Below are 17196 nucleotides of genomic sequence, written 5' to 3'. Positions count from 1 at the left end.
CCTGTCGAATCCTGAATTGCAGAGCCCCGTGCCTTCGCCCTGCATCAACCTGTGCCAGATGGAAGCCAGCACCGGCCTGTGCAAGGGCTGCCTGCGCACGATCGAGGAAATCGTCGCCTGGGGCAGCGCCGGCGACGACTACAAGCGTGCCGTGTGGGCCGAGATCCGGCGCCGCGAAACAGAGATCGGCTGGGATTGAGTTGAAGCTGCCCGCCTCCATCCAGGTGTTCGAGCGCGGCTGGCTATCGTCCAACAACATCCTGTTCACCGGGCCGGAAGGCACGGCGCTGGTGGACAGCGGCTACCTGACGCACGCACCGCAGACGCTGGCGCTGGTGCGCCACGCGCTTGGCCAGCGGCCGCTCGAGCGCCTGCTCAACACCCACCTGCATTCCGACCACTGCGGCGGCAATGCGCTGCTGCAGGCCGCCTATGGCTGCCATACTGCGATTCCGGCGCTCGATGCGGCCAAGGTGGCGGCCTGGGACGAAGACGCACTGAGCTACCGCGCCACCGGCCAGCAGTGCGCGCGCTTTTCCTTCGACGCCACGCTGGCGCCGGGCGACGTCCTGCAACTGGGCGGACTGCGCTGGCGGGTTTTGGGGGCGCCCGGGCACGATCCGCATGCGCTGCTGTTCTTCTGCGAAGCGGAGGGCATCCTGATTTCCGGCGACGCGCTGTGGGAAAACGGCTTCGGCGTGATCTTTCCCGAGCTGGCGGGCGAGCCGGGCTTCGCCGAGGTGGGCGCGACGCTCGACCTGATCGCGACGCTGGACGCGCGCGTGGTCATCCCCGGCCATGGCGCGGTGTTCAACGGGGTGCCCGCTGCGCTGGCGCGGGCCAGGTCGCGCCTGGATTACCTGAGCGCCGACCCGCTGCGCAACGGAGAAAATGCGGTCAAGGTGCTGCTCAAGTTCCTGCTGCTGGAGCGGCGCAGCCTGGCCCTCGACACGCTGCCCGCGCTGCTGGCGGCGATTCCGCTGGTCGAGCGGGTACGCGTGCATCTGCTGGACCGGGGCAGGGAGGAACTGGCGCACTGGGCCGGTAGCGCGCTGCTGCGGGCCGGCGCCGCCCGTGTCGAGGGCGACCGGCTGGTCGACGCGAACGCGGGCATTTAGAGGCAAGAATCTAGCACGATCGTTCTTTTTTCACGGCATAATGCCCCGGACACGTTTGATTAACCGCCACCGAGAGCCTTCCATGACGCTGCCACCCGTATTGCAAGACCTGACCCTCCCCGTCATTGCCTCGCCGATGTTCATCGCCAGCGGTCCCGCGCTGGTGGCGGCCCAGTGCAAGGCCGGCATCGTCGGTTCTTTCCCCGCCCTGAACGCGCGCCCGGCCGAACTGCTCGACACCTGGCTGACCGAGCTGCAGGGCGAGCTGGCCGCTTACCAGGCCGCCAATCCCGGCGCGCGGGTCGGTCCGATCGCGGTGAACCAGATCGTGCACGCCTCGAACGACCGCCTGGCGCACGACGTCGAGGTCTGCGTGAAGCACCAGGTGCCGATCATCATCTCCTCGCTGCGCGCGCCGCCGAAGGAAATGCTGGACGCGGTGCATGCCTACGGCGGCATCGTGCTGCACGACGTGGTCTCGATCCGCCACGCCGAAAAGGCGCTGGAGGCGGGCGTGGACGGCTTGATCCTGGTTGCGGCCGGCGCCGGCGGCCATGCGGGCGCGCTGTCGCCGTTCGCGCTGGTGGGTGAGGTGCGCAAGATGTTCAAGGGACCGATCGCGCTGTCCGGCTCGATCGCCACCGGCGACGCGATCCTCGCGGCCCAGGCCATGGGCGCCGACTTCGCCTACATCGGCTCGCGCTGGCTGGCCACGAAAGAGTCGAACGTCACCGACGCCTACCGCGATGCGATCGTGGGGTCGACCGCGGCCGACGTGGTGTACACCAATCTGTTCACCGGCGTGCACGGCAACTACCTGAAGAAGTCGATCGTGGCCGCGGGCCTGGATCCGGACAACCTGCCCGAATCGGACAAGAGCAAGATGAGCTTCGGCGGCGGCAGCGCCAAGGCCTGGCGCGACATCTGGGGCGCCGGCCAGGGCGTGGGGCTGATGGACGACGTGCCGAGCGTGGCGGAGATGGTCGAGCGCTTGAAGATGGAATACGACGCGGCGCGTGCGCGCCTGAGTTTGGCGTAGGGTGGGCGGCTTTGCCGCCCACGCGGTGATAGTTGCGGTATGAAGAGCCGCACAGGCGCATTGAGGTGATTTGAACGCGCGGGCGGGAGACCCGCCCACCCTACGTTAATCGAGGCGCTTGGCGTCGGGCGTCGGGAACGGCGGCGGCGGTTCCGCCGCGCTCAGGTCGTCGGGGTTGATCGACCACAGCCCCGGCAGGTTGCGCCAGTAGTTGTACACGTCCATGCCGAAGCCGACCACGAACTCGTTCGGCAGCGTCAGGCCGACCAGGTCGGCCTTGATCGGCTTGGCGCGCTTGAGGTCCTTGTCGGCGAACACCGCGACGATCACCTCGGCCGCGCCCATGTCGAGCAGGCGCTGCTTGACGTGCGCGAGCGTCTCGCCTTCGTCGAGGATGTCGTCGACCACGATGATGATGCGGCCGGCCACGTCCTGGCGCGGGATCACCTTCCAGACGATCTGCCCGCCGCGGTCGGCGTCGCCGTAGCGGCTGACGTGGATGTAGTCGAATTCGAGCGGGAAGTCGAGCTGCGGCAGCAGGTGGCCGGTGAACACGACGGCGCCGCCCATCACGCCAAGAACCAGCGGGAAGGCCTTGTCCTGGGAGTTGCCGAAACGTGCGTTCAGCTCGGTGGCGACATGCGACACCGCGGCCTGGACTTCTTCGGGCGTGACGATCTGGGTGGCGTTGGCGAGAAGCGCGCGGGCGCGGTCATGGTGGTAGTCTTGCATGTCGTTCTGTCTTATGGTGTAAAGATGGCACTCGGATTATGCGCCAATCGGGTGCGTAGGGCCGTTCCTGTTGGAATCAGCTGCGTGTTCAAGAACCTGCAATCTCACGTTGCAGCTTGCGCGTGAGCTTGGCGAAGACGAGCTCATACGAGCGACGCAGCAGGGCCGCGAACTCGGCGTCGTCGAGCTGCGCTTCCGGCGTCACGAACACCCACTTGGCGCGCGCCAGGTAGGGCGCGGGAATGATGCCGGGCCGGTCGGTCAGTTCTAGAAAGCGCTCGTCGTCGGCCTTCAGGCTGAAGCCGGTCGAGGGCCCGTCCTTGTTGGTCACCGCGAACATTTTGGTGCCGACCGAGAACACGGTGTCGTGGTCCCATTTCGTGTCTTCCGTGCAGCCGGGGAAGCTGCGGCATAAGGTCTTGGCCGCCTCGAAGTCCATGTGTGTCTCCTGTGCCGGCGTGTGCGCCGGTCGTTTGTTCGTCTCGGACAACATTGTAGCGCGCCGATCGGCGTATCATACGTGGCTTGGATAACAACTGAACGACCAAGCCATGTCCACCGAATTCGAACAAGCCCGCGCCACCAGGTTGGCCCAGCTGCGCAGCGCGATGGCGCGCGCCGGCATCGACGCCTATGTCGTGCCGTCGAGCGACCCGCACCTGTCGGAATACCTGCCCGGTCACTGGAAGGGCCGGGAGTGGCTGTCCGGCTTCACCGGCTCGGTCGGCACCTTCATCGCCACGGCAGGCTTCGCGGGCGTGTGGACCGACGGCCGCTACTGGACCCAGGCCGAGACCGAGCTGGCCGGAAGCCAAGGGGTGAGCAAAATCGCCCTGATGAAGATCCCGGGCGCCGCCAGCCAGATGCACGTGGACTGGCTGGCCGCCAACCTCGCCAAAGGCCAGACGGTCGCGGTGGATGCGCGCGTGCTCGGCCTGGCCGGCGCGCGCCTGCTGGAGGACGCGTTGTCCGCCAAAGGCATCGCACTGCGCACGGACGTCGACCTGCTCGACGAAGTCTGGCACGACCGCCCGGCGCTTCCCGGCGACCCGGTGTTCGAGCACCTGCCGCCGTATGCGACCACCAGCCGCGCCGACAAACTGGCTGCAACCCGCGCCGCCATGGAGCATCACGGCGCAGGCTTTCATTTCATCTCGACGCTGGACGACATCGCCTGGCTGTTCAACCTGCGCGGCGCCGACGTCAGCTTCAATCCGGTGTTCCTGGCGCATGCGCTGATCGGCCGCGCCGACGCCACCCTGTTCGTCGGCGAGGGCAAGGTGCCGGCCCCGCTGCGCGCGCGCCTCGAATCCGACGGCGTGCACCTCGCTCCTTACGCGAATGCCGCCACGGCGCTCGCCGCACTGCCGGACGGCGCTACGCTGCTGCTCGACCCGCGCCGCGTCACGAGCGGCATGCGCGCCGCGGTGGCCGATGGCGTGAACGTGGTGGAAGCGATCAACCCGACCACCTTCGCCAAGTCGCGCAAGGTCGAGAGCGAGGCGGTCAACGTGCGCGCCGCGATGGAGCAGGACGGCGCGGCGCTGTGCGAATTCTTCTCCTGGCTCGAAGCCGAACTGGCCAATGACAGCCGCGCACCGGATGCCCGTACGCCGCTGGACGAAGTCGCAATCGACACCCACATCACGGCCGCGCGCGCGCGCCGTCCGAACTTCGTCAGCCCGAGCTTCTCGACCATCGCCGGCTTCAACAGCAACGGCGCGATCATGCACTACCGCGCCGCGCAGGAAAGCTGCGCGACCATCGCCGGCGACGGCCTGCTGCTGATCGACTCGGGCGGCCAGTACCTGGGCGGCACCACCGACATCACGCGCGTGATCCCGGTCGGCACCCCGTCCGAAGCGCAGCGGCGCGACTACACGCTGGTCCTGAAGGGCCTGATCAACCTGTCCGCCACGCGCTTCCCGCGCGGCACCCGCGCGCCGCTGCTGGACGCCATCGCGCGCGCACCGATCTGGGCCGCCGGCATCGACTACGGCCACGGCACCGGCCACGGCGTCGGTTACTTCCTCAACGTGCACGAAGGCCCGCAGACGATTTCCCCAAGCGTGCCGCCGGATCCGCATACCGCGATGGAGCCGGGCATGATCACCTCGATCGAACCGGGCATCTACCGCCCCGGCCGTTGGGGCATCCGCATCGAGAACCTGGTGCTGAACCAGCTGGTCGACAGCACCGAGTTCGGCGAGTACCTGGGCTTCGAGACGCTGACCCTGTGCCCGATCGATACGCGTCCGCTCCAACGCTCGCTGCTTCGCGAGGACGAGATCGCGTGGCTGAACGCCTACCACGCCAGCGTGCGCGCGCGCCTGGCGCCGCATGTGAGCGGCGCGGCGCGCGACTGGCTCATGCTGCGCACGGAGGCGATCTGATGGCCAGCTCCCGTTCCACCCGCGCCAGCGCGGCGGTCGAGCGCCTGAAAAGGCGCACCGGGAACAGCGCGTACTCGATGGCGCGTACCGGCGACGGGCTGTTCTACCTGTCCGAGGCGCCCGGTGCGCCGGCGCTCAATGCGCCGCTCGAGCTGGACGACTTCGTCGCCTTCGTCAACGGCCTCGGCCCGCAGGAGGTCCGGCGACTCACCAAGAACGACGAAGCTTTCGAGAGGCAGCTGGTGCGCAAGAAGCCGGGAGCGTGACGTCCAGCCATGCCGCCGATGCCCAACACCCTGTTTGCCGCCTACTGGTCCGAATCGAGCATCATCACCAATGGCCTGATCCTGCTGCACCTGGCCGGCGCGCTGGCGCTCGGCCTGCTGGTCGGCTATGAACGCGCCTATCACGGCCGCGCCGCCGGCATGCGCACCTACGGGCTGGTGTGCATGGCCTCGGCCGCGCTGACCATCCTGGCCGGGTATCCCGACTTCTGGTACGGCGGCCATGGCGGCGTGCTGGCGCCGGTCGATCCGACCCGCATCATCCAGGGTGTGGTGACCGGCATCGGCTTCCTCGGCGCCGGCGTGATCATGCGTGAAGGCTTCAACATCAGCGGCCTGACCACGGCGGCCTCGATCTGGGCCTCGTCCGCGATCGGCATCCTGGTCGGCGTCGGCTTCTACCTGGCGGCGATGGGCCTGGCCTTCTTCTCGGGCATGATCATGATCTACCTGAACCGCCTCGAGACCATCCTGCCGTCGCGCCATGCGGTGGCGGTGCGCATGCGTTTCAAACCGCAGGTGCTGCCGCGCGAAGAATTGCTGCGCGCCGCCGCGCTCGAGCGCGGCTACGAGATCGCCGGCAGCTCGCTCACGATCAGCAGCGACGACGGCCGCCAGGAGTGGCGCTTCGTGGCGCTGGCGCTGTCGAACCGCAGCGGCGCCCCACTATCCGAGCTGGCGCAGGAGCTGGCCGCATTCGAGGGACTGGAAGCCTTCCAGTTGTCCCACGCCCGCAATTAATTAAAAATCTACAACAATAAGTCCGTCCATTCAGTACGGGAGTTCATCAATGCAAGCACAAGACGTTCTCGATTTCTGGTTCCTGCCGGAAGGCAGCCAAGACCATGGCAAGCAGCGCATCGAATGGTTCCGCAAGGATGCGGCCTTCGATGCCGCGCTGCGCGAGCGCTTCGGCGCCCTCATCCACCAGGCGCTGGCAGGCGGCCTGCGCGAGTGGGACGAACTCGGGCCGCGCGGGACGCTGGCGCGCATCCTCGTGCTCGACCAGTTCACCCGCAACGCCTTCCGCGGGCAGCCGGAATCCTTCGCCGGCGACCCGCTGGCGCTGGCCAGCGCGCACCAGCTGGTCGACGCCGGGCTCCACCTGACGCTGTCTCCGGTGGAACGCCAGTTCGTCTACATGCCTTTCGAGCATGCGGAAGACGCGCGCATGCAGGAGCAGGCCGTGAGCCTGTTCACCGAGCTGGCGGCGCAGCACGAAGGCTTCGGCGAGGCGCTCGACTATGCGCACCGGCACCGCGGCGTGATCGCCCGCTTCGGCCGCTTCCCGCACCGTAACGCGATCCTCGGGCGCGCCTCGTCCCCGGAAGAACTGGCCTACCTGGCGCTGCCCGGCTCCGGTTTCTGACGTGGCGACCCTGAACCTGGTCGGCGGCGGCCATGTCGGCCGCGCGCTCGGGCGCCTGTTCGCAAGGAGCGGCGCCTTCGCCGTGCAGGACGTCCTGACCCGGTCCGAAGCCGGCGCGCAGGAGGCGGTGGCCTTCATCGGCGCCGGCCGCGCCTGCGCCACGCAAGCGCAGATGCGCCCTGCCCGTGTGTGGTTGCTGGCGGTGGGCGACGACGCGATCGGGCCGGCCTGCGCGGCGCTGGCTCAGGGACAAGGACAAGGCGGGCAGCTGGCGGGCGCGGTGGTGTTCCATTGCAGCGGCGCCAAGGCGTCCGCCGAACTGCAAGCGGCGCGCGATGCCGGCGCGTTTGTGGCCAGCGTGCATCCGGTGCGCAGCTTCGCCGACCCGGCAGCGGTGGCCGCGGATTTCGCCGGCACCTTTTGCGGGATCGAAGGCGACGCGGCCGCGCTGGCGCTGCTTGGGCCGGCGTTCGAAGCCTGCGGCGCACGCCTGGTGCGCATCGACCCGGCCGCCAAGACCGTCTACCACGCGGCCGCCGTGTTCGCGTCCAACTACCTGGTGACGGTGGTGGACGCCGCGCTGCGCGCCTACGCGGCGGCCGGCGTCCCGGTGGAAGTAGCGCGCGAGCTGGTCCGCCCGCTCGCAACCGAGGCCCTGGAGAATGTGTTCCGCCTTGGCCCGGAAGCCGCGCTCAGCGGCCCGGTGGCGCGCGGCGACTTCGCCACCGTGGCGCGCCAGCAGGACGCCGTCACGCGCTGGGATGCCGCCACCGGCCGCCTGTACGAAGCGCTGGTGCCGCCCACGGCCGAGTTGGCACGGCGCAAGCGTGGGGAAATCTGAGCACTTGTCCAGTGCTTATCCCAGGCTTATCCAGTCGCTTTTCCACCGCATTTCCACTATTTATACAGCGCTTATCCAGATTTTATACAGAGCCTGTCCCATCGCTGTCCAGGCACTTATCCCAAACTTTATCCACAGGAGTTCCAATGTTCTTCACCGCCTGGGCCACCCTGGCCGCACTCGGCGTGTATTTCTGGACCGGCGTGAATGCCGGCCGCGCGCGCATCCGCCACGACGTTCCGGCGCCGTCGATGGATGGCCCGGAAGCCTTCCTGCGCTGCCAGCGGGTACAGGCCAATACGCTCGAGCAGTTGCCCTTGCTGCTAGTGCCGCTGTGGCTATGCGCCTTTTACCTGGGCGACCTGTGGGCGGCCGCAGGCGGCCTGCTGTGGTGCGCGGGACGCATCGCCTATGCGCTCGGCTATTACCGCGATCCCGCACAACGCGAAATCGGCTTTATCACCGGAATGCTGGCCTGTGCGTTGTTAATTGGCGGCACGGTTTGGGGCTTGTTGCTGCGCTAGCGCCAAAAAAATGCAGTCTTTGATCGACAAAGTTCCCAGAGGGCAATAAGCTAGGACACGACAAACCGATCCGCACAGGAGAAGGAGAGAACATGCTGTTCCTGAAGAGCACCAGCGTCACCAAGGCCCCGGGCATCTACGAAATCGACATCGCCGCCAAACCCCCGGGCAAGACCTTCGGTGTCTTCCTGGCGACCGATCCGGACAATCCGCCGCAAACCGTGCTGGCGGGCCTGGCCGAACTCGGCTTCAAGAACATCCACCAGCAGAGCTACGTGCACAAGGACAAGGGCAGGGTGTTGGACCTGCACTTCCAGAAGGACGGCACCGACCTGTTCAACGGCTGGAAGGCCGAGGAATGCGCCGCCAACCTGGCGGCAATTGAAACCCTGTTCGGCAATGTCGGCCTGGCCGTGACGCCGCGCGTCATGAGTTTAGCCGAAGCCTACGCCTGATTTTCCAGGCTCAGCTGGCCACGTCGATGTGGTACAGCGCCCAAGGGCAGGCACCAAAACGCTCCTTGACCGGCCGCGCCGCCATTTCCGGCACGCGGTCCGCGTCGTACACCGCCCATAGAGGTCCCAGACCGCCCAGCGCCATCGTCTGGCCGTCGAGATGGGTCGCCACGATGAACTTCCAGGCACGCAGCTGGCCCATCGGGACTGCAACGGCATAGCCGTCCACTGCACGCAACAGCAGCTTGCCGTTCTCACCCGCCCGCGCGCCGGCCAGCGCCAGCACGTCGAGCAGCAGCGGCCCGCGCAGCGTGTGGGGCTTGCCGTCGTATTCCAGGGTCGGCCGGATGGTCTGAACCGGCAACGCCGCGATCGCCGCGAAATCCAGTGCCAAGGCGCGCGAAAATGCCAGCTTCTGCTTGAACATCATCTGGTCGCGCATTGGGTCGAGGGGGCCGCGGTTGCTGCGCTCGATGTTTCCGGTGATCGTGAGCAGTGTCGGACCAGCCAAGCTGCTGGCCGCGGCGTTGGCAGCGAGGGCGGGCAGGGCGCTGGCGGCAAGCGCCGCGCCCAGGAAGTGACGTTTGTCCATGCGAAAATGCGGGTGTGATGGAAACCGCCATCATAAGCACAAAACTTTCACAATGGACTTATTCAGCGCAGCTACCGGCTTGACACCCATCCCGATCCGCGACGGCGAACTGGCCTTCCTGGCCCAGTTGCCGCTGCCCTGGCCGAACGATCTGGTGCTGGCGCGCCTGATTGCAGAGACCGCCTGGCGCGAGGAAACCGTGATCGTCTACGGCAAGCGCCACCTGCAGCCGCGCCTGAGCGCCTGGCATGGCGACAAGGCTTACCGTTATTCGGGCCTGAGCCTGGCCCCGCTGCCGTTCACGCCGCTGCTCGACAGCATTCGGCAGGCTGCCGAAGCAGTCACCGGACACCACTACAACAGCGTGCTCCTGAACTATTACCGTGATGGCCGTGACAGCATGGGCATGCATAGCGATGACGAACCCGAACTGGGGCCCGAGCCGGCGATCGCCTCGGTCAGTTTCGGCGCCACCCGACCGTTCGTCCTGCGTCACAAGACCAGCAAGGAGACCCTGAAGCTGGCGCTGACGGACGGCAGCCTGCTGTTCATGGCGGGCCGGATGCAGGCTAATTGGATGCATGGAATTAATAAAACCGCACGTCCCATTGGACCTCGCATCAACCTGACGTTCCGTCACATCGTTTAAGCACGGCTTGGTCTTGACGACCTCCTTAAAATAGTTGACTCGTTAGTCACTTACATCTGCTTACAGTTATTCCAGGCAACAGGGTCTTTAATTCAGCCGTGCGGATGCCATCTTTGCACCATCGCGATTCAGTGTGAATCGCGAACCAGTCAAGCAAAGGATTTGCGTAATGAAGAAGCTTCTCGTTGTACTGCTCGCATCCGCAGCCGCCATGTCGGCGGCCCAGGCCCAGACCACCGCTCCGCGCGCCTATATCGGCGCAGGTGTCGCCAGCGCCGACCATGAGTTCAAGCGTTCCGGCGCCACCAAGGTCGATACCGAAGGCTACAAGGCCTCCGGCAAGCTCTTCGGCGGCTATGACTTCAACCAGACCTGGGGCGTGGAAGCGGGCTACACCGACTTTCGCAAGTCGGACGTCGATTACGCGATCGGCGGCGTGAATCAACGCGGCGAGACCGATGGCCATGCCGTCTACCTGGCCGCCAAGGCGACCATGCCGGTCAACGAGCAGTTCTCGCTGTACACCAAGCTTGGCGCGGTACGTACCAAGAGCGAACTGGAAATGATCAATGCGTCCCAAAACATGAGCCATAGCAAGACCGAGGCCTACGGTGCGCTCGGTGCGGAGTACAAGCTGAACCAGGATGTATCGCTGGTTGCCGAGTACGAACGCTACGGCAAGAGCAAGGATTTCGGCGCCAAGGCCGATGTCTGGACCATCGGCGCGAAGTACGCCTTCTAAGCGCGTCGACCGTCAATGCAACAAGGCCCTGCGGGGCCTTGTTGCTTTTGGTGGGTGGCTACAAGCGCGCATACCTGTGCGGCTGGGGCCGGTGCACCCAGGGCGGCACGACGGGTACCGGCGCCGGGATCGCGTGGCCGGCACTGACGAAGCGGTGCAGGGAAGACCATGGCCACTCGGCGGGATGGCTGCAGTAGCCGTGCCGTACCGCATCGAGGTGGGTATAGTCGACCAGCGCCGCGTATTCGTCGTCGTCGCCGACCCGGTAGTGCTGGTAGTGGCGTTCCCAGATCGTGCCGTCGCTCGCGTCAGGTATGGTGGATTTGCGCAGCGCCTTGGAAAAGGCAATCTTGACCGCCCGCCAGCGGCTCGAGCAGTCGTGGTCGCCCGGCGGCAAGGTCCAGATCGCGTGCGCATGGTCCGGCAGTACTATCCAGGCATCGACGTGGAAGGGCTTGCGCACGCGCGCCAGGCGCATGGCTTCACCGAAGGCGGAGATGTGGTCTGTCAGCAGGGTGCTGCCTCGTCCGAGCAGGCGCACCGTGAAAAAGAAAGTCCCGCCCGGGACGCGGTTGTTGCGGTAATCAATCATAGGCTCCGTCAGTCCGTCCCTTGCAAAGGCAGCGGACATCGCAGGCCATCCGGCCCAATCGCCAAGGATTTTACACACGGCGTTTGCTGGACCGCGTTCGTTTCCGCTAATAAAAAAAAACCCCGCATCGCGGGGCTTTTCGTTATGAAACAAACACTTATTGCTGAGCTCAGGTGGTGAGCGGCTTGTAGCGAATACGCTTCGGCTTCGCGCCTTCTTCACCCAGACGCTTCTTCTTGTCGGCTTCGTATTCCTGGTAGTTACCGTCGAAGAAGGTGACTTGCGAATTGCCTTCGAAGGCCAGGATGTGGGTCGCGATGCGGTCCAGGAACCAGCGATCGTGCGAGATCACCATCACGCTGCCGGCGAACTCGAGCAGGGCGTCTTCCAGTGCGCGCAGGGTTTCCACGTCGAGGTCGTTCGACGGTTCATCCAGCAGCAGCACGTTGCCGCCTTGCAGCAGGGTCTTGGCCAGGTGCAGACGGCCGCGTTCGCCGCCCGACAGGTTGCCGACCACCTTCTGCTGGTCCGATCCCTTGAAGTTGAAGCGGCCGAGGTAGGCGCGCGACGGCATCTCGAAGCGGCCGACGCTCAGCATGTCGGCGCCGCCGGTGACGTCTTCGAACACGGTCTTGGCGTTGGCCAGTTCGTCGCGGTGCTGGTCGACCAGCGAGACCTTGGCGGTCTTGCCGATGGCGACTTCGCCGCTGTCCGGCTGCTCTTTACCCGCGATCATCTTGAACAGGGTCGACTTGCCGGCGCCGTTCGGGCCGATGATGCCGACGATCGCACCCGGCGGCACGGTGAAGGACAGGTTGTCGATCAGCAGGCGGTCACCAAACGCCTTCGAGACGTTCTTGAACTCGATGACTTCGTTGCCCAGGCGCTCGGCCACGGGGATGAAGATCTCCTGGGTCTCGTTGCGCTTCTGGTATTCGTATTCGCTCAGCTCGTTGAAGCGGGCCAGGCGGGCTTTCGACTTGGCCTGGCGCGCCTTCGGATTCTGGCGCGACCATTCGAGTTCTTTCTGCAGCGCTTTCTGGCGCGCCGATTCGGTCGACTCTTCCTGCTTCAGGCGTGCCTGCTTCTGGTCCAGCCACGACGAGTAGTTGCCCTTCCATGGGATGCCCGAACCGCGGTCCAGTTCCAGGATCCACTCGGCGGCATTGTCGAGGAAGTAGCGGTCGTGGGTGATGCCCACCACGGTGCCCGGGAAGCGCAGCAGGAATTGTTCCAGCCACTCGACCGATTCGGCGTCCAGGTGGTTGGTCGGCTCGTCCAGCAGCAGCATGTCCGGCTTGGAGAGCAGCAGCTTGCACAGCGCCACGCGGCGCTTCTCGCCACCCGACAGCACGCTGATCTTCTGGTCCCAGGGCGGCAGGCGCAGCGCGTCGGCGGCCATTTCCATCTGCAGGTTCAGGTTGCCGCCGTCGGCCGCGGAGATGATGGCTTCCAGGCGCTCCTGCTCTTTGGCGAGGGCGTCGAAGTCGGCGTCTTCGTCGGCATACGCCGCGTACACGGCTTCCAGCTTGGCCTGGGCCTCGAAGGCTTCGCCCAGGCCCGATTCCACTTCCTGGCGCACGGTCTTTTCCGGGTCGAGCTGCGGTTCCTGCGGCAGGTAGCCGATGTTCAGGCCCGGCATCGGGCGCGCTTCGCCCTGGATGTCGGTGTCGATGCCGGCCATGATCTTCAGCAGGGTCGACTTGCCCGAGCCGTTCAGGCCCAGCACGCCGATCTTGGCGCCTGGGAAGAAGGACAGGGAAATATCTTTCAGGATTTGGCGTTTTGGCGGGACGATTTTGCCCACGCGATTCATGGTATAGACGTAATTGGCCATGCTTTACTCTGGTGTTGTTTAAGGTGCACAGGATACGACAGAACCCGCTGCGCAGGGCACAGCTTTTTGTGCCCGCGCGCGCATTCGGTCAGTCTTTCTTGCTGGCCCGGCCAGGAGCGGCCCGGCTGCGCAACAGGCCCTCGCCGGCGAACAGCGCCAGCGCGGCCCAGATCATCAGGAAGCCGACCAGGCGATCGCTGCTGAACGCTTCGTGGAACAGCCACACGCCCAGCAGGAACTGGATGGTCGGCGACAGGTACTGCAGCAGGCCCAGGATCGACAGCGGAATCTTGCGCGCGCCGGTGGCGAACAGCAGCAGCGGGATCGCGGTGATCGGGCCGGCCGCAATCAAGAGGAGGCGGGTCGAATCGAGCGGCGCGTTGAGAAAGGCGTTGTCGCCGTTGAACGTCAGCCAGGCGACGTAGACGGCCGCGAACGGGAACAGCACCATGGTTTCAAACGACAGGCCTTCCAGCGCGCCGAGCGCCGCAGTCTTGCGCAGCAGGCCGTAGCCGCCGAAGGAGGCAGCCAGGAACAGGGCAATCCAGGGTACCGAGCCCGACTGCCAGGTGAGCCAGCACACACCCAGCGCGGCGATGGCGATCGCGCCCCATTGCGCCGGACGCATGCGCTCCTTCAGCAGGAGAAACCCGAACATGATGTTCACCAGCGGATTGATGAAGTAGCCGAGGCTGGCCTCGATCACGTGGCCGTTCTTGACTGCCCAGATGTAGACCAGCCAGTTGGCCGACAGCAGCAAGCTTGATGCGACGAAACTCCAGAACACCCGCGGCTGGCGGACCAGGGCCAGCCATTTCCACTGGCGCCGGAAAGCCAGCACAAGAAGAAGAAACGCAAGCGACCACAGCACCCGGTGCGCCAGGATCTGTACCGGCGGCACATCGCCGAGCGCGTGGAAATAAATGGGGAACAGGCCCCAGCACAGGAATGCCAGGGCGGCGGACAGGATTCCGGAACGCATGGGGGGAAGAGGCGGATTGCAGAGCCGGTCATTATCCTAGATGCGCAATTTCTCTGCAGGAGTAGCCGGTTTTTTGGCGGGTGTATGATCCTATTCGAAATCTTCTTGCAATTTCCTTGTCCTTATTTTATGGTGCGCTGCACCAAGAACAGAACAATGGTGCAACCTTGAGTACCGAAAATAAAAAGAGCAGCGTCGCGGCGCTGACGCTGGCCGCCGTCGGCATCGTCTACGGCGATATCGGCACCAGCCCGCTCTACACCCTGCGCGCCATCTTCGACGAAGAACACGGCTTACCGCTCACCACCCCCAACATCCTCGGCATCATTTCCCTGATTTTCTGGAGCCTGACGATCATCGTCTCGCTCAAGTACGTCACGCTGGTGCTGCGCGCCGACAACCGCGGCGAGGGCGGCATCATGGCCCTGATGGCGCTGGCCACCAATTCGGTGACCAGGGCCTCGCGCTGGCACTTCCCGCTGCTGGTGATCGGCGTGGTGGGCGCCACCATGTTCTATGGCGACAGCGTGATCACGCCGGCGATTTCGGTGCTGGGCGCGATCGAGGGCCTGGAAGTGGCTGCGCCCGGCATGTCGCACTACGTGGTGCCGCTGGCGGTGGTGGTGCTGGTGGCCCTGTACAGCGTGCAGCGCCACGGCACCGCCGGCATCGGCCGCTTCTTCGGGCCGGTCATGCTGGTCTGGTTCATCGCGCTGGCGGCCATGGGCGTCATCAACATCGTCGAGACGCCGGTCATCCTGAACGCGCTCAACCCGATGTACGCGCTGCACTTCATGCTGGACAACAAGCTGCTGGCCTTCGTCGCGCTGGGCGCGGTGGTGCTGGCGATTACCGGGGCCGAAGCGCTCTATGCCGACATGGGCCACTTCGGCGGCAAGCCGATCCGCCTGGCCTGGTTCGCGATCGCCTATCCGGCGCTGGTGCTGAACTACCTCGGCCAGGGCGGCCTGTTGATCAACGACCCGACCGCGGTCGAGAACCCGTTCTACCATCAGCTCGGCACCTGGAGCGTGATCCCGCTGGTGATCCTGTCGACCATGGCGGCCGTGATCGCGTCGCAGGCGACGATCTCGGGCACCTATTCGATGACCAAGCAGGCGATCGCGCTCGGCCTGCTGCCGCGCATGCGCATCCTGCATACCTCGGAAAGCGAGATCGGCCAGATCTACATCCCGGCCGTCAACTGGCTGCAGCTGGCCGTCGTCCTGATCGCCGTGATCGGCTTCGGTTCCTCGGACGAGCTGGCCGGCGCCTACGGCATCGCGGTCACCGCGACCATGATGGCCACCACCATCCTCACCTTCTTCGTGACGCGCTACCGCTGGCGCCTGCCGCTGGCGGTGTGCCTGCTTGCGACCGGCTTCTTCCTGGTGATCGACATCATGCTGTTCGCGTCGACCTCGCTCAAGCTGCTGCACGGTGGCTGGTTCCCGCTGCTGCTCGGCACCGTGCTGCTGACCCTGATGCTGACCTGGAAGCGCGGCCGCGAACTGGTGTTCGAAAACCTGGAAAAGCACGCGATCCCGCTGGAAGCCTTCATGGATTCGCTGTTCGTGGCGCCGCCCGTGCGCGTGTTCGGCACCGCGCTGTTCCTGCGCGGCGAAAGCGACGGCGTGCCACACGCCCTGCTGCACAACCTGTCGCACAACAAGGTCTTGCATGAGCGCGTCGTGTTCCTGACGGTGCACATGCGCGAGGAACCCTGGGTGCCGCTGGCGGAGCAGGTCGAGGTGGTCGAACTGGGCCACAACTGCTACCAGCTCAACGTCCGCTACGGCTTCAAGGACGAGCCGGACATCCCCGGCATCCTGCGCCAGTGCAGCGGCCTGGGACTGCATTTCGAGATGATGGAGACCTCGTTCTTCATCGCGCGCCAGACCGTGATCTCGACCCCGGGACGCGGCATGGCGCCATGGCGCGAGCACCTGTTCGCGATGTTGTCGCGCAATGCCCGCGCCGCCGCCGACTATTACCAGATTCCGCCCAACCGGGTCATCGAGCTCGGTACCCAGGTCGAGATCTGAGGATTTGATTATTCGATTACGAATTACAAAAGGCGACAGAAAAATACAAAAGGCGGACAGTCGGGGGACAGACGTCCGCACAGGCCTCCGGTAAGGTTCGGGGTTTCCACCCCGAGGTCCATCCCATGAAGCTGAAGTTTCCCCTGATCGCCGCCTTTGTCGCCCTCCTGAGCCTGACTGCCTGCGGCGGTGGCGGTGGTGATTCCAGCGCGCCTGTCGTCAACCCGAACAACCCGACCGCCCTGGTCAAGACCGACAACGTGCTCGGCACCGGCGCCGAAGCCGTGACCGGCAAGACCGCCACCGTGACCTATACGCTGTGGCTGTACAGCGCCTCGGCGGCCAACCACAAGGGCTCCCAGCTGGAGTCGAACAGCTTCGCATTCGTGCTGGGCGGGACCAGCGTCATTCCTGGCTTCCAGCAGGGCGTGACCGGCATGAAGGTGGGCGGCAAGCGCACTATCGAAGTGCCGGCGAGCCTGGCCTACGGCGAGCGCGGCTCGGGCAACATTCCAAGTAACAATGGACTGGTCTTCGAAATCACCCTGACCAAGGTGGAGTAACACCGCAGGGTTGCAACGAACCGGGGCACTGCCCCGGTTTTTTTTGCGCGCACGCCTGCGCTGGCGCACAGGCCGGGCCCGCCACATGCCGGATGCTGCTGGTCCCGAACCCTGCCTGTGCGCCATGCGATTCTTTCCTGTCCTCCTTTTCTTCTTCTTTTATTCGTCCGCTGCCGGTGCGGCAGCGCCCGCCTGTCCGCCGCTGCATGTGCGGCACGCCATGCAAAGCGAGCCGGACGGCTGGCTGCTGCTGGCAGCGCTGGTCGTGTGCATGGCGGGCCGCCTGGCACAGCGCCACAGATGAGTCGCTATGACGCTACTCGGCCGTGACGAAATGCGCCTTATGGAGCAGGCTGAGGAAATGAGATTTTGGACATTGATATTTATCAAACCTGCTGGGTTGGTATGTCGAGATGCTGAAAGTCCCCTTCACTCAAGC

The 17196-nt window shown here is 65.4% G+C and carries 21 protein-coding genes; 15 read left to right on the top strand and 6 right to left on the bottom strand.

What is annotated here, in order from left to right; genetic code table 11:
* The first annotated feature begins 28 nt into the window (after positions 1-28).
* From AC56LU_RS08230 to AC56LU_RS08220, 3 genes are all read left to right on the top strand, one after another.
* Positions 29-199, top strand: coding sequence for a DUF1289 domain-containing protein (locus AC56LU_RS08230; protein WP_497175140.1), 171 nt, complete (start codon positions 29-31; stop codon positions 197-199).
* Entirely contained in the window at positions 195-1118 is a 924-nt protein-coding gene (locus AC56LU_RS08225) for an MBL fold metallo-hydrolase (protein WP_497175139.1), read from the top strand. The genes AC56LU_RS08230 and AC56LU_RS08225 overlap by 5 nt, the downstream gene beginning before the upstream one ends.
* An 82-nt stretch (positions 1119-1200) precedes the next feature.
* Positions 1201-2157 carry an NAD(P)H-dependent flavin oxidoreductase gene (locus AC56LU_RS08220; RefSeq protein ID WP_497175096.1) on the top strand — a complete coding sequence of 319 codons (957 nt, stop codon included), beginning with the start codon at positions 1201-1203 and terminating at the stop codon, positions 2155-2157.
* A 105-nt stretch (positions 2158-2262) separates the two neighbouring features.
* Here the strand turns inward: AC56LU_RS08220 and AC56LU_RS08215 are convergent, their stop codons facing one another.
* A complete protein-coding gene (locus AC56LU_RS08215; protein ID WP_497175095.1) occupies positions 2263-2889 on the bottom strand; it encodes a hypoxanthine-guanine phosphoribosyltransferase in 627 nt (208 codons plus the stop codon).
* Between the two features lie 88 nt (positions 2890-2977).
* Positions 2978-3328, bottom strand: a complete 351-nt coding sequence (locus AC56LU_RS08210) for an MmcQ/YjbR family DNA-binding protein (RefSeq protein ID WP_497175094.1) — start codon at positions 3326-3328, stop codon at positions 2978-2980.
* Between the two features lie 112 nt (positions 3329-3440).
* Here AC56LU_RS08210 and AC56LU_RS08205 point away from each other — a divergent pair, with 112 nt between their 5' ends.
* The 7 genes from AC56LU_RS08205 (at position 3441) to AC56LU_RS08175 (ending at position 8755) form a co-directional block, all read left to right on the top strand.
* Positions 3441-5282 (top strand): aminopeptidase P family protein, encoded by a 1842-nt coding sequence (locus tag AC56LU_RS08205; protein WP_497175093.1) that lies wholly within the window; start codon positions 3441-3443, stop codon positions 5280-5282.
* Positions 5282-5548, top strand: coding sequence for a hypothetical protein (locus AC56LU_RS08200; protein ID WP_497175092.1), 267 nt, complete (start codon positions 5282-5284; stop codon positions 5546-5548). Before AC56LU_RS08205 ends, AC56LU_RS08200 begins: the two co-directional genes overlap by 1 nt.
* Before the next feature lie 9 nt (positions 5549-5557).
* Entirely contained in the window at positions 5558-6307 is a 750-nt protein-coding gene (locus tag AC56LU_RS08195) for an MgtC/SapB family protein (RefSeq protein ID WP_497175091.1), read from the top strand.
* Positions 6308-6356: 49 nt separating this feature from the next.
* Positions 6357-6935, top strand: coding sequence for a DUF924 family protein (locus AC56LU_RS08190; RefSeq protein ID WP_497175090.1), 579 nt, complete (start codon positions 6357-6359; stop codon positions 6933-6935).
* A gap of 1 nt (position 6936) precedes the next feature.
* The gene (locus AC56LU_RS08185; protein ID WP_497175089.1) at positions 6937-7776 is read left to right on the top strand and encodes a Rossmann-like and DUF2520 domain-containing protein; all 840 of its coding nucleotides are present in this window, start codon (positions 6937-6939) and stop codon (positions 7774-7776) included.
* A 146-nt stretch (positions 7777-7922) separates the two neighbouring features.
* Positions 7923-8300, top strand: a complete 378-nt coding sequence (locus AC56LU_RS08180; RefSeq protein ID WP_497175088.1) for an MAPEG family protein — start codon at positions 7923-7925, stop codon at positions 8298-8300.
* Between the two features lie 92 nt (positions 8301-8392).
* Positions 8393-8755, top strand: coding sequence for a hypothetical protein (locus tag AC56LU_RS08175; RefSeq protein ID WP_497175087.1), 363 nt, complete (start codon positions 8393-8395; stop codon positions 8753-8755).
* Between the two features lie 10 nt (positions 8756-8765).
* On the opposite strand, the gene AC56LU_RS08170 is transcribed toward AC56LU_RS08175, so the two are convergent.
* Positions 8766-9347 carry a putative pterin-binding protein gene (locus AC56LU_RS08170; RefSeq protein WP_497175086.1) on the bottom strand — a complete coding sequence of 194 codons (582 nt, stop codon included), beginning with the start codon at positions 9345-9347 and terminating at the stop codon, positions 8766-8768.
* Positions 9348-9399: 52 nt separating this feature from the next.
* Here AC56LU_RS08170 and AC56LU_RS08165 point away from each other — a divergent pair, with 52 nt between their 5' ends.
* Positions 9400-9996: an alpha-ketoglutarate-dependent dioxygenase AlkB family protein gene (locus tag AC56LU_RS08165; RefSeq protein ID WP_497175085.1), complete on the top strand. Its 597-nt coding sequence runs from the start codon at positions 9400-9402 to the stop codon at positions 9994-9996.
* 169 nt (positions 9997-10165) lie between these two features.
* On the top strand, positions 10166-10738 hold the full coding sequence (locus tag AC56LU_RS08160; RefSeq protein WP_497175084.1) for a porin family protein: 573 nt from the start codon (positions 10166-10168) through the stop codon (positions 10736-10738).
* Between the two features lie 58 nt (positions 10739-10796).
* On the opposite strand, the gene AC56LU_RS08155 is transcribed toward AC56LU_RS08160, so the two are convergent.
* The 3 genes from AC56LU_RS08155 to rarD all read right to left on the bottom strand — a co-directional run bounded on the left by AC56LU_RS08155 (position 10797) and on the right by rarD (position 14149).
* Positions 10797-11330, bottom strand: coding sequence for an REP-associated tyrosine transposase (locus tag AC56LU_RS08155; RefSeq protein WP_497175083.1), 534 nt, complete (start codon positions 11328-11330; stop codon positions 10797-10799).
* A 169-nt stretch (positions 11331-11499) separates the two neighbouring features.
* Positions 11500-13167: an energy-dependent translational throttle protein EttA gene (gene ettA / locus AC56LU_RS08150; protein WP_497175082.1), complete on the bottom strand. Its 1668-nt coding sequence runs from the start codon at positions 13165-13167 to the stop codon at positions 11500-11502.
* Positions 13168-13255: 88 nt separating this feature from the next.
* Positions 13256-14149, bottom strand: a complete 894-nt coding sequence (rarD, locus tag AC56LU_RS08145) for an EamA family transporter RarD (RefSeq protein ID WP_497175081.1) — start codon at positions 14147-14149, stop codon at positions 13256-13258.
* 167 nt (positions 14150-14316) lie between these two features.
* Between rarD and AC56LU_RS08140 the strand changes: the two genes are divergently transcribed.
* The 3 genes from AC56LU_RS08140 to AC56LU_RS08130 all read left to right on the top strand — a co-directional run bounded on the left by AC56LU_RS08140 (position 14317) and on the right by AC56LU_RS08130 (position 17061).
* Complete coding sequence (locus AC56LU_RS08140) at positions 14317-16194, top strand: potassium transporter Kup (protein WP_497175080.1); 1878 nt, start codon at positions 14317-14319, stop codon at positions 16192-16194.
* Between the two features lie 125 nt (positions 16195-16319).
* Complete coding sequence (locus AC56LU_RS08135) at positions 16320-16757, top strand: FKBP-type peptidyl-prolyl cis-trans isomerase (protein WP_497175079.1); 438 nt, start codon at positions 16320-16322, stop codon at positions 16755-16757.
* 124 nt (positions 16758-16881) lie between these two features.
* Complete coding sequence (locus AC56LU_RS08130) at positions 16882-17061, top strand: hypothetical protein (protein ID WP_497175078.1); 180 nt, start codon at positions 16882-16884, stop codon at positions 17059-17061.
* Positions 17062-17196: the final 135 nt, after the last annotated feature.

The organism is Telluria sp. PB2R4 (assembly GCF_059685695.1).
Note: the sequence above shows the minus strand (reverse complement) of the source record. Positions and strands in the feature narration are given on the sequence as shown.

What these genes read in the sequence shown, in the direction of transcription:
- AC56LU_RS08220 (WP_497175096.1), top strand. Translation starts at nt 1,201, where the DNA reads ATGACGCTGCCACCCGTATTGCAAGACCTGACCCTCCCCGTCATTGCC.
- AC56LU_RS08215 (WP_497175095.1), bottom strand. Translation starts at nt 2,889, where the DNA reads ATGCAAGACTACCACCATGACCGCGCCCGCGCGCTTCTCGCCAACGCC.
- AC56LU_RS08210 (WP_497175094.1), bottom strand. Translation starts at nt 3,328, where the DNA reads ATGGACTTCGAGGCGGCCAAGACCTTATGCCGCAGCTTCCCCGGCTGC.
- AC56LU_RS08205 (WP_497175093.1), top strand. Translation starts at nt 3,441, where the DNA reads ATGTCCACCGAATTCGAACAAGCCCGCGCCACCAGGTTGGCCCAGCTG.
- AC56LU_RS08200 (WP_497175092.1), top strand. Translation starts at nt 5,282, where the DNA reads ATGGCCAGCTCCCGTTCCACCCGCGCCAGCGCGGCGGTCGAGCGCCTG.
- AC56LU_RS08195 (WP_497175091.1), top strand. Translation starts at nt 5,558, where the DNA reads ATGCCGCCGATGCCCAACACCCTGTTTGCCGCCTACTGGTCCGAATCG.
- AC56LU_RS08190 (WP_497175090.1), top strand. Translation starts at nt 6,357, where the DNA reads ATGCAAGCACAAGACGTTCTCGATTTCTGGTTCCTGCCGGAAGGCAGC.
- AC56LU_RS08180 (WP_497175088.1), top strand. Translation starts at nt 7,923, where the DNA reads ATGTTCTTCACCGCCTGGGCCACCCTGGCCGCACTCGGCGTGTATTTC.
- AC56LU_RS08175 (WP_497175087.1), top strand. Translation starts at nt 8,393, where the DNA reads ATGCTGTTCCTGAAGAGCACCAGCGTCACCAAGGCCCCGGGCATCTAC.
- AC56LU_RS08170 (WP_497175086.1), bottom strand. Translation starts at nt 9,347, where the DNA reads ATGGACAAACGTCACTTCCTGGGCGCGGCGCTTGCCGCCAGCGCCCTG.
- AC56LU_RS08165 (WP_497175085.1), top strand. Translation starts at nt 9,400, where the DNA reads ATGGACTTATTCAGCGCAGCTACCGGCTTGACACCCATCCCGATCCGC.
- AC56LU_RS08160 (WP_497175084.1), top strand. Translation starts at nt 10,166, where the DNA reads ATGAAGAAGCTTCTCGTTGTACTGCTCGCATCCGCAGCCGCCATGTCG.
- AC56LU_RS08155 (WP_497175083.1), bottom strand. Translation starts at nt 11,330, where the DNA reads ATGATTGATTACCGCAACAACCGCGTCCCGGGCGGGACTTTCTTTTTC.
- ettA (WP_497175082.1), bottom strand. Translation starts at nt 13,167, where the DNA reads ATGGCCAATTACGTCTATACCATGAATCGCGTGGGCAAAATCGTCCCG.
- rarD (WP_497175081.1), bottom strand. Translation starts at nt 14,149, where the DNA reads ATGCGTTCCGGAATCCTGTCCGCCGCCCTGGCATTCCTGTGCTGGGGC.
- AC56LU_RS08135 (WP_497175079.1), top strand. Translation starts at nt 16,320, where the DNA reads ATGAAGCTGAAGTTTCCCCTGATCGCCGCCTTTGTCGCCCTCCTGAGC.
- AC56LU_RS08130 (WP_497175078.1), top strand. Translation starts at nt 16,882, where the DNA reads ATGCGATTCTTTCCTGTCCTCCTTTTCTTCTTCTTTTATTCGTCCGCT.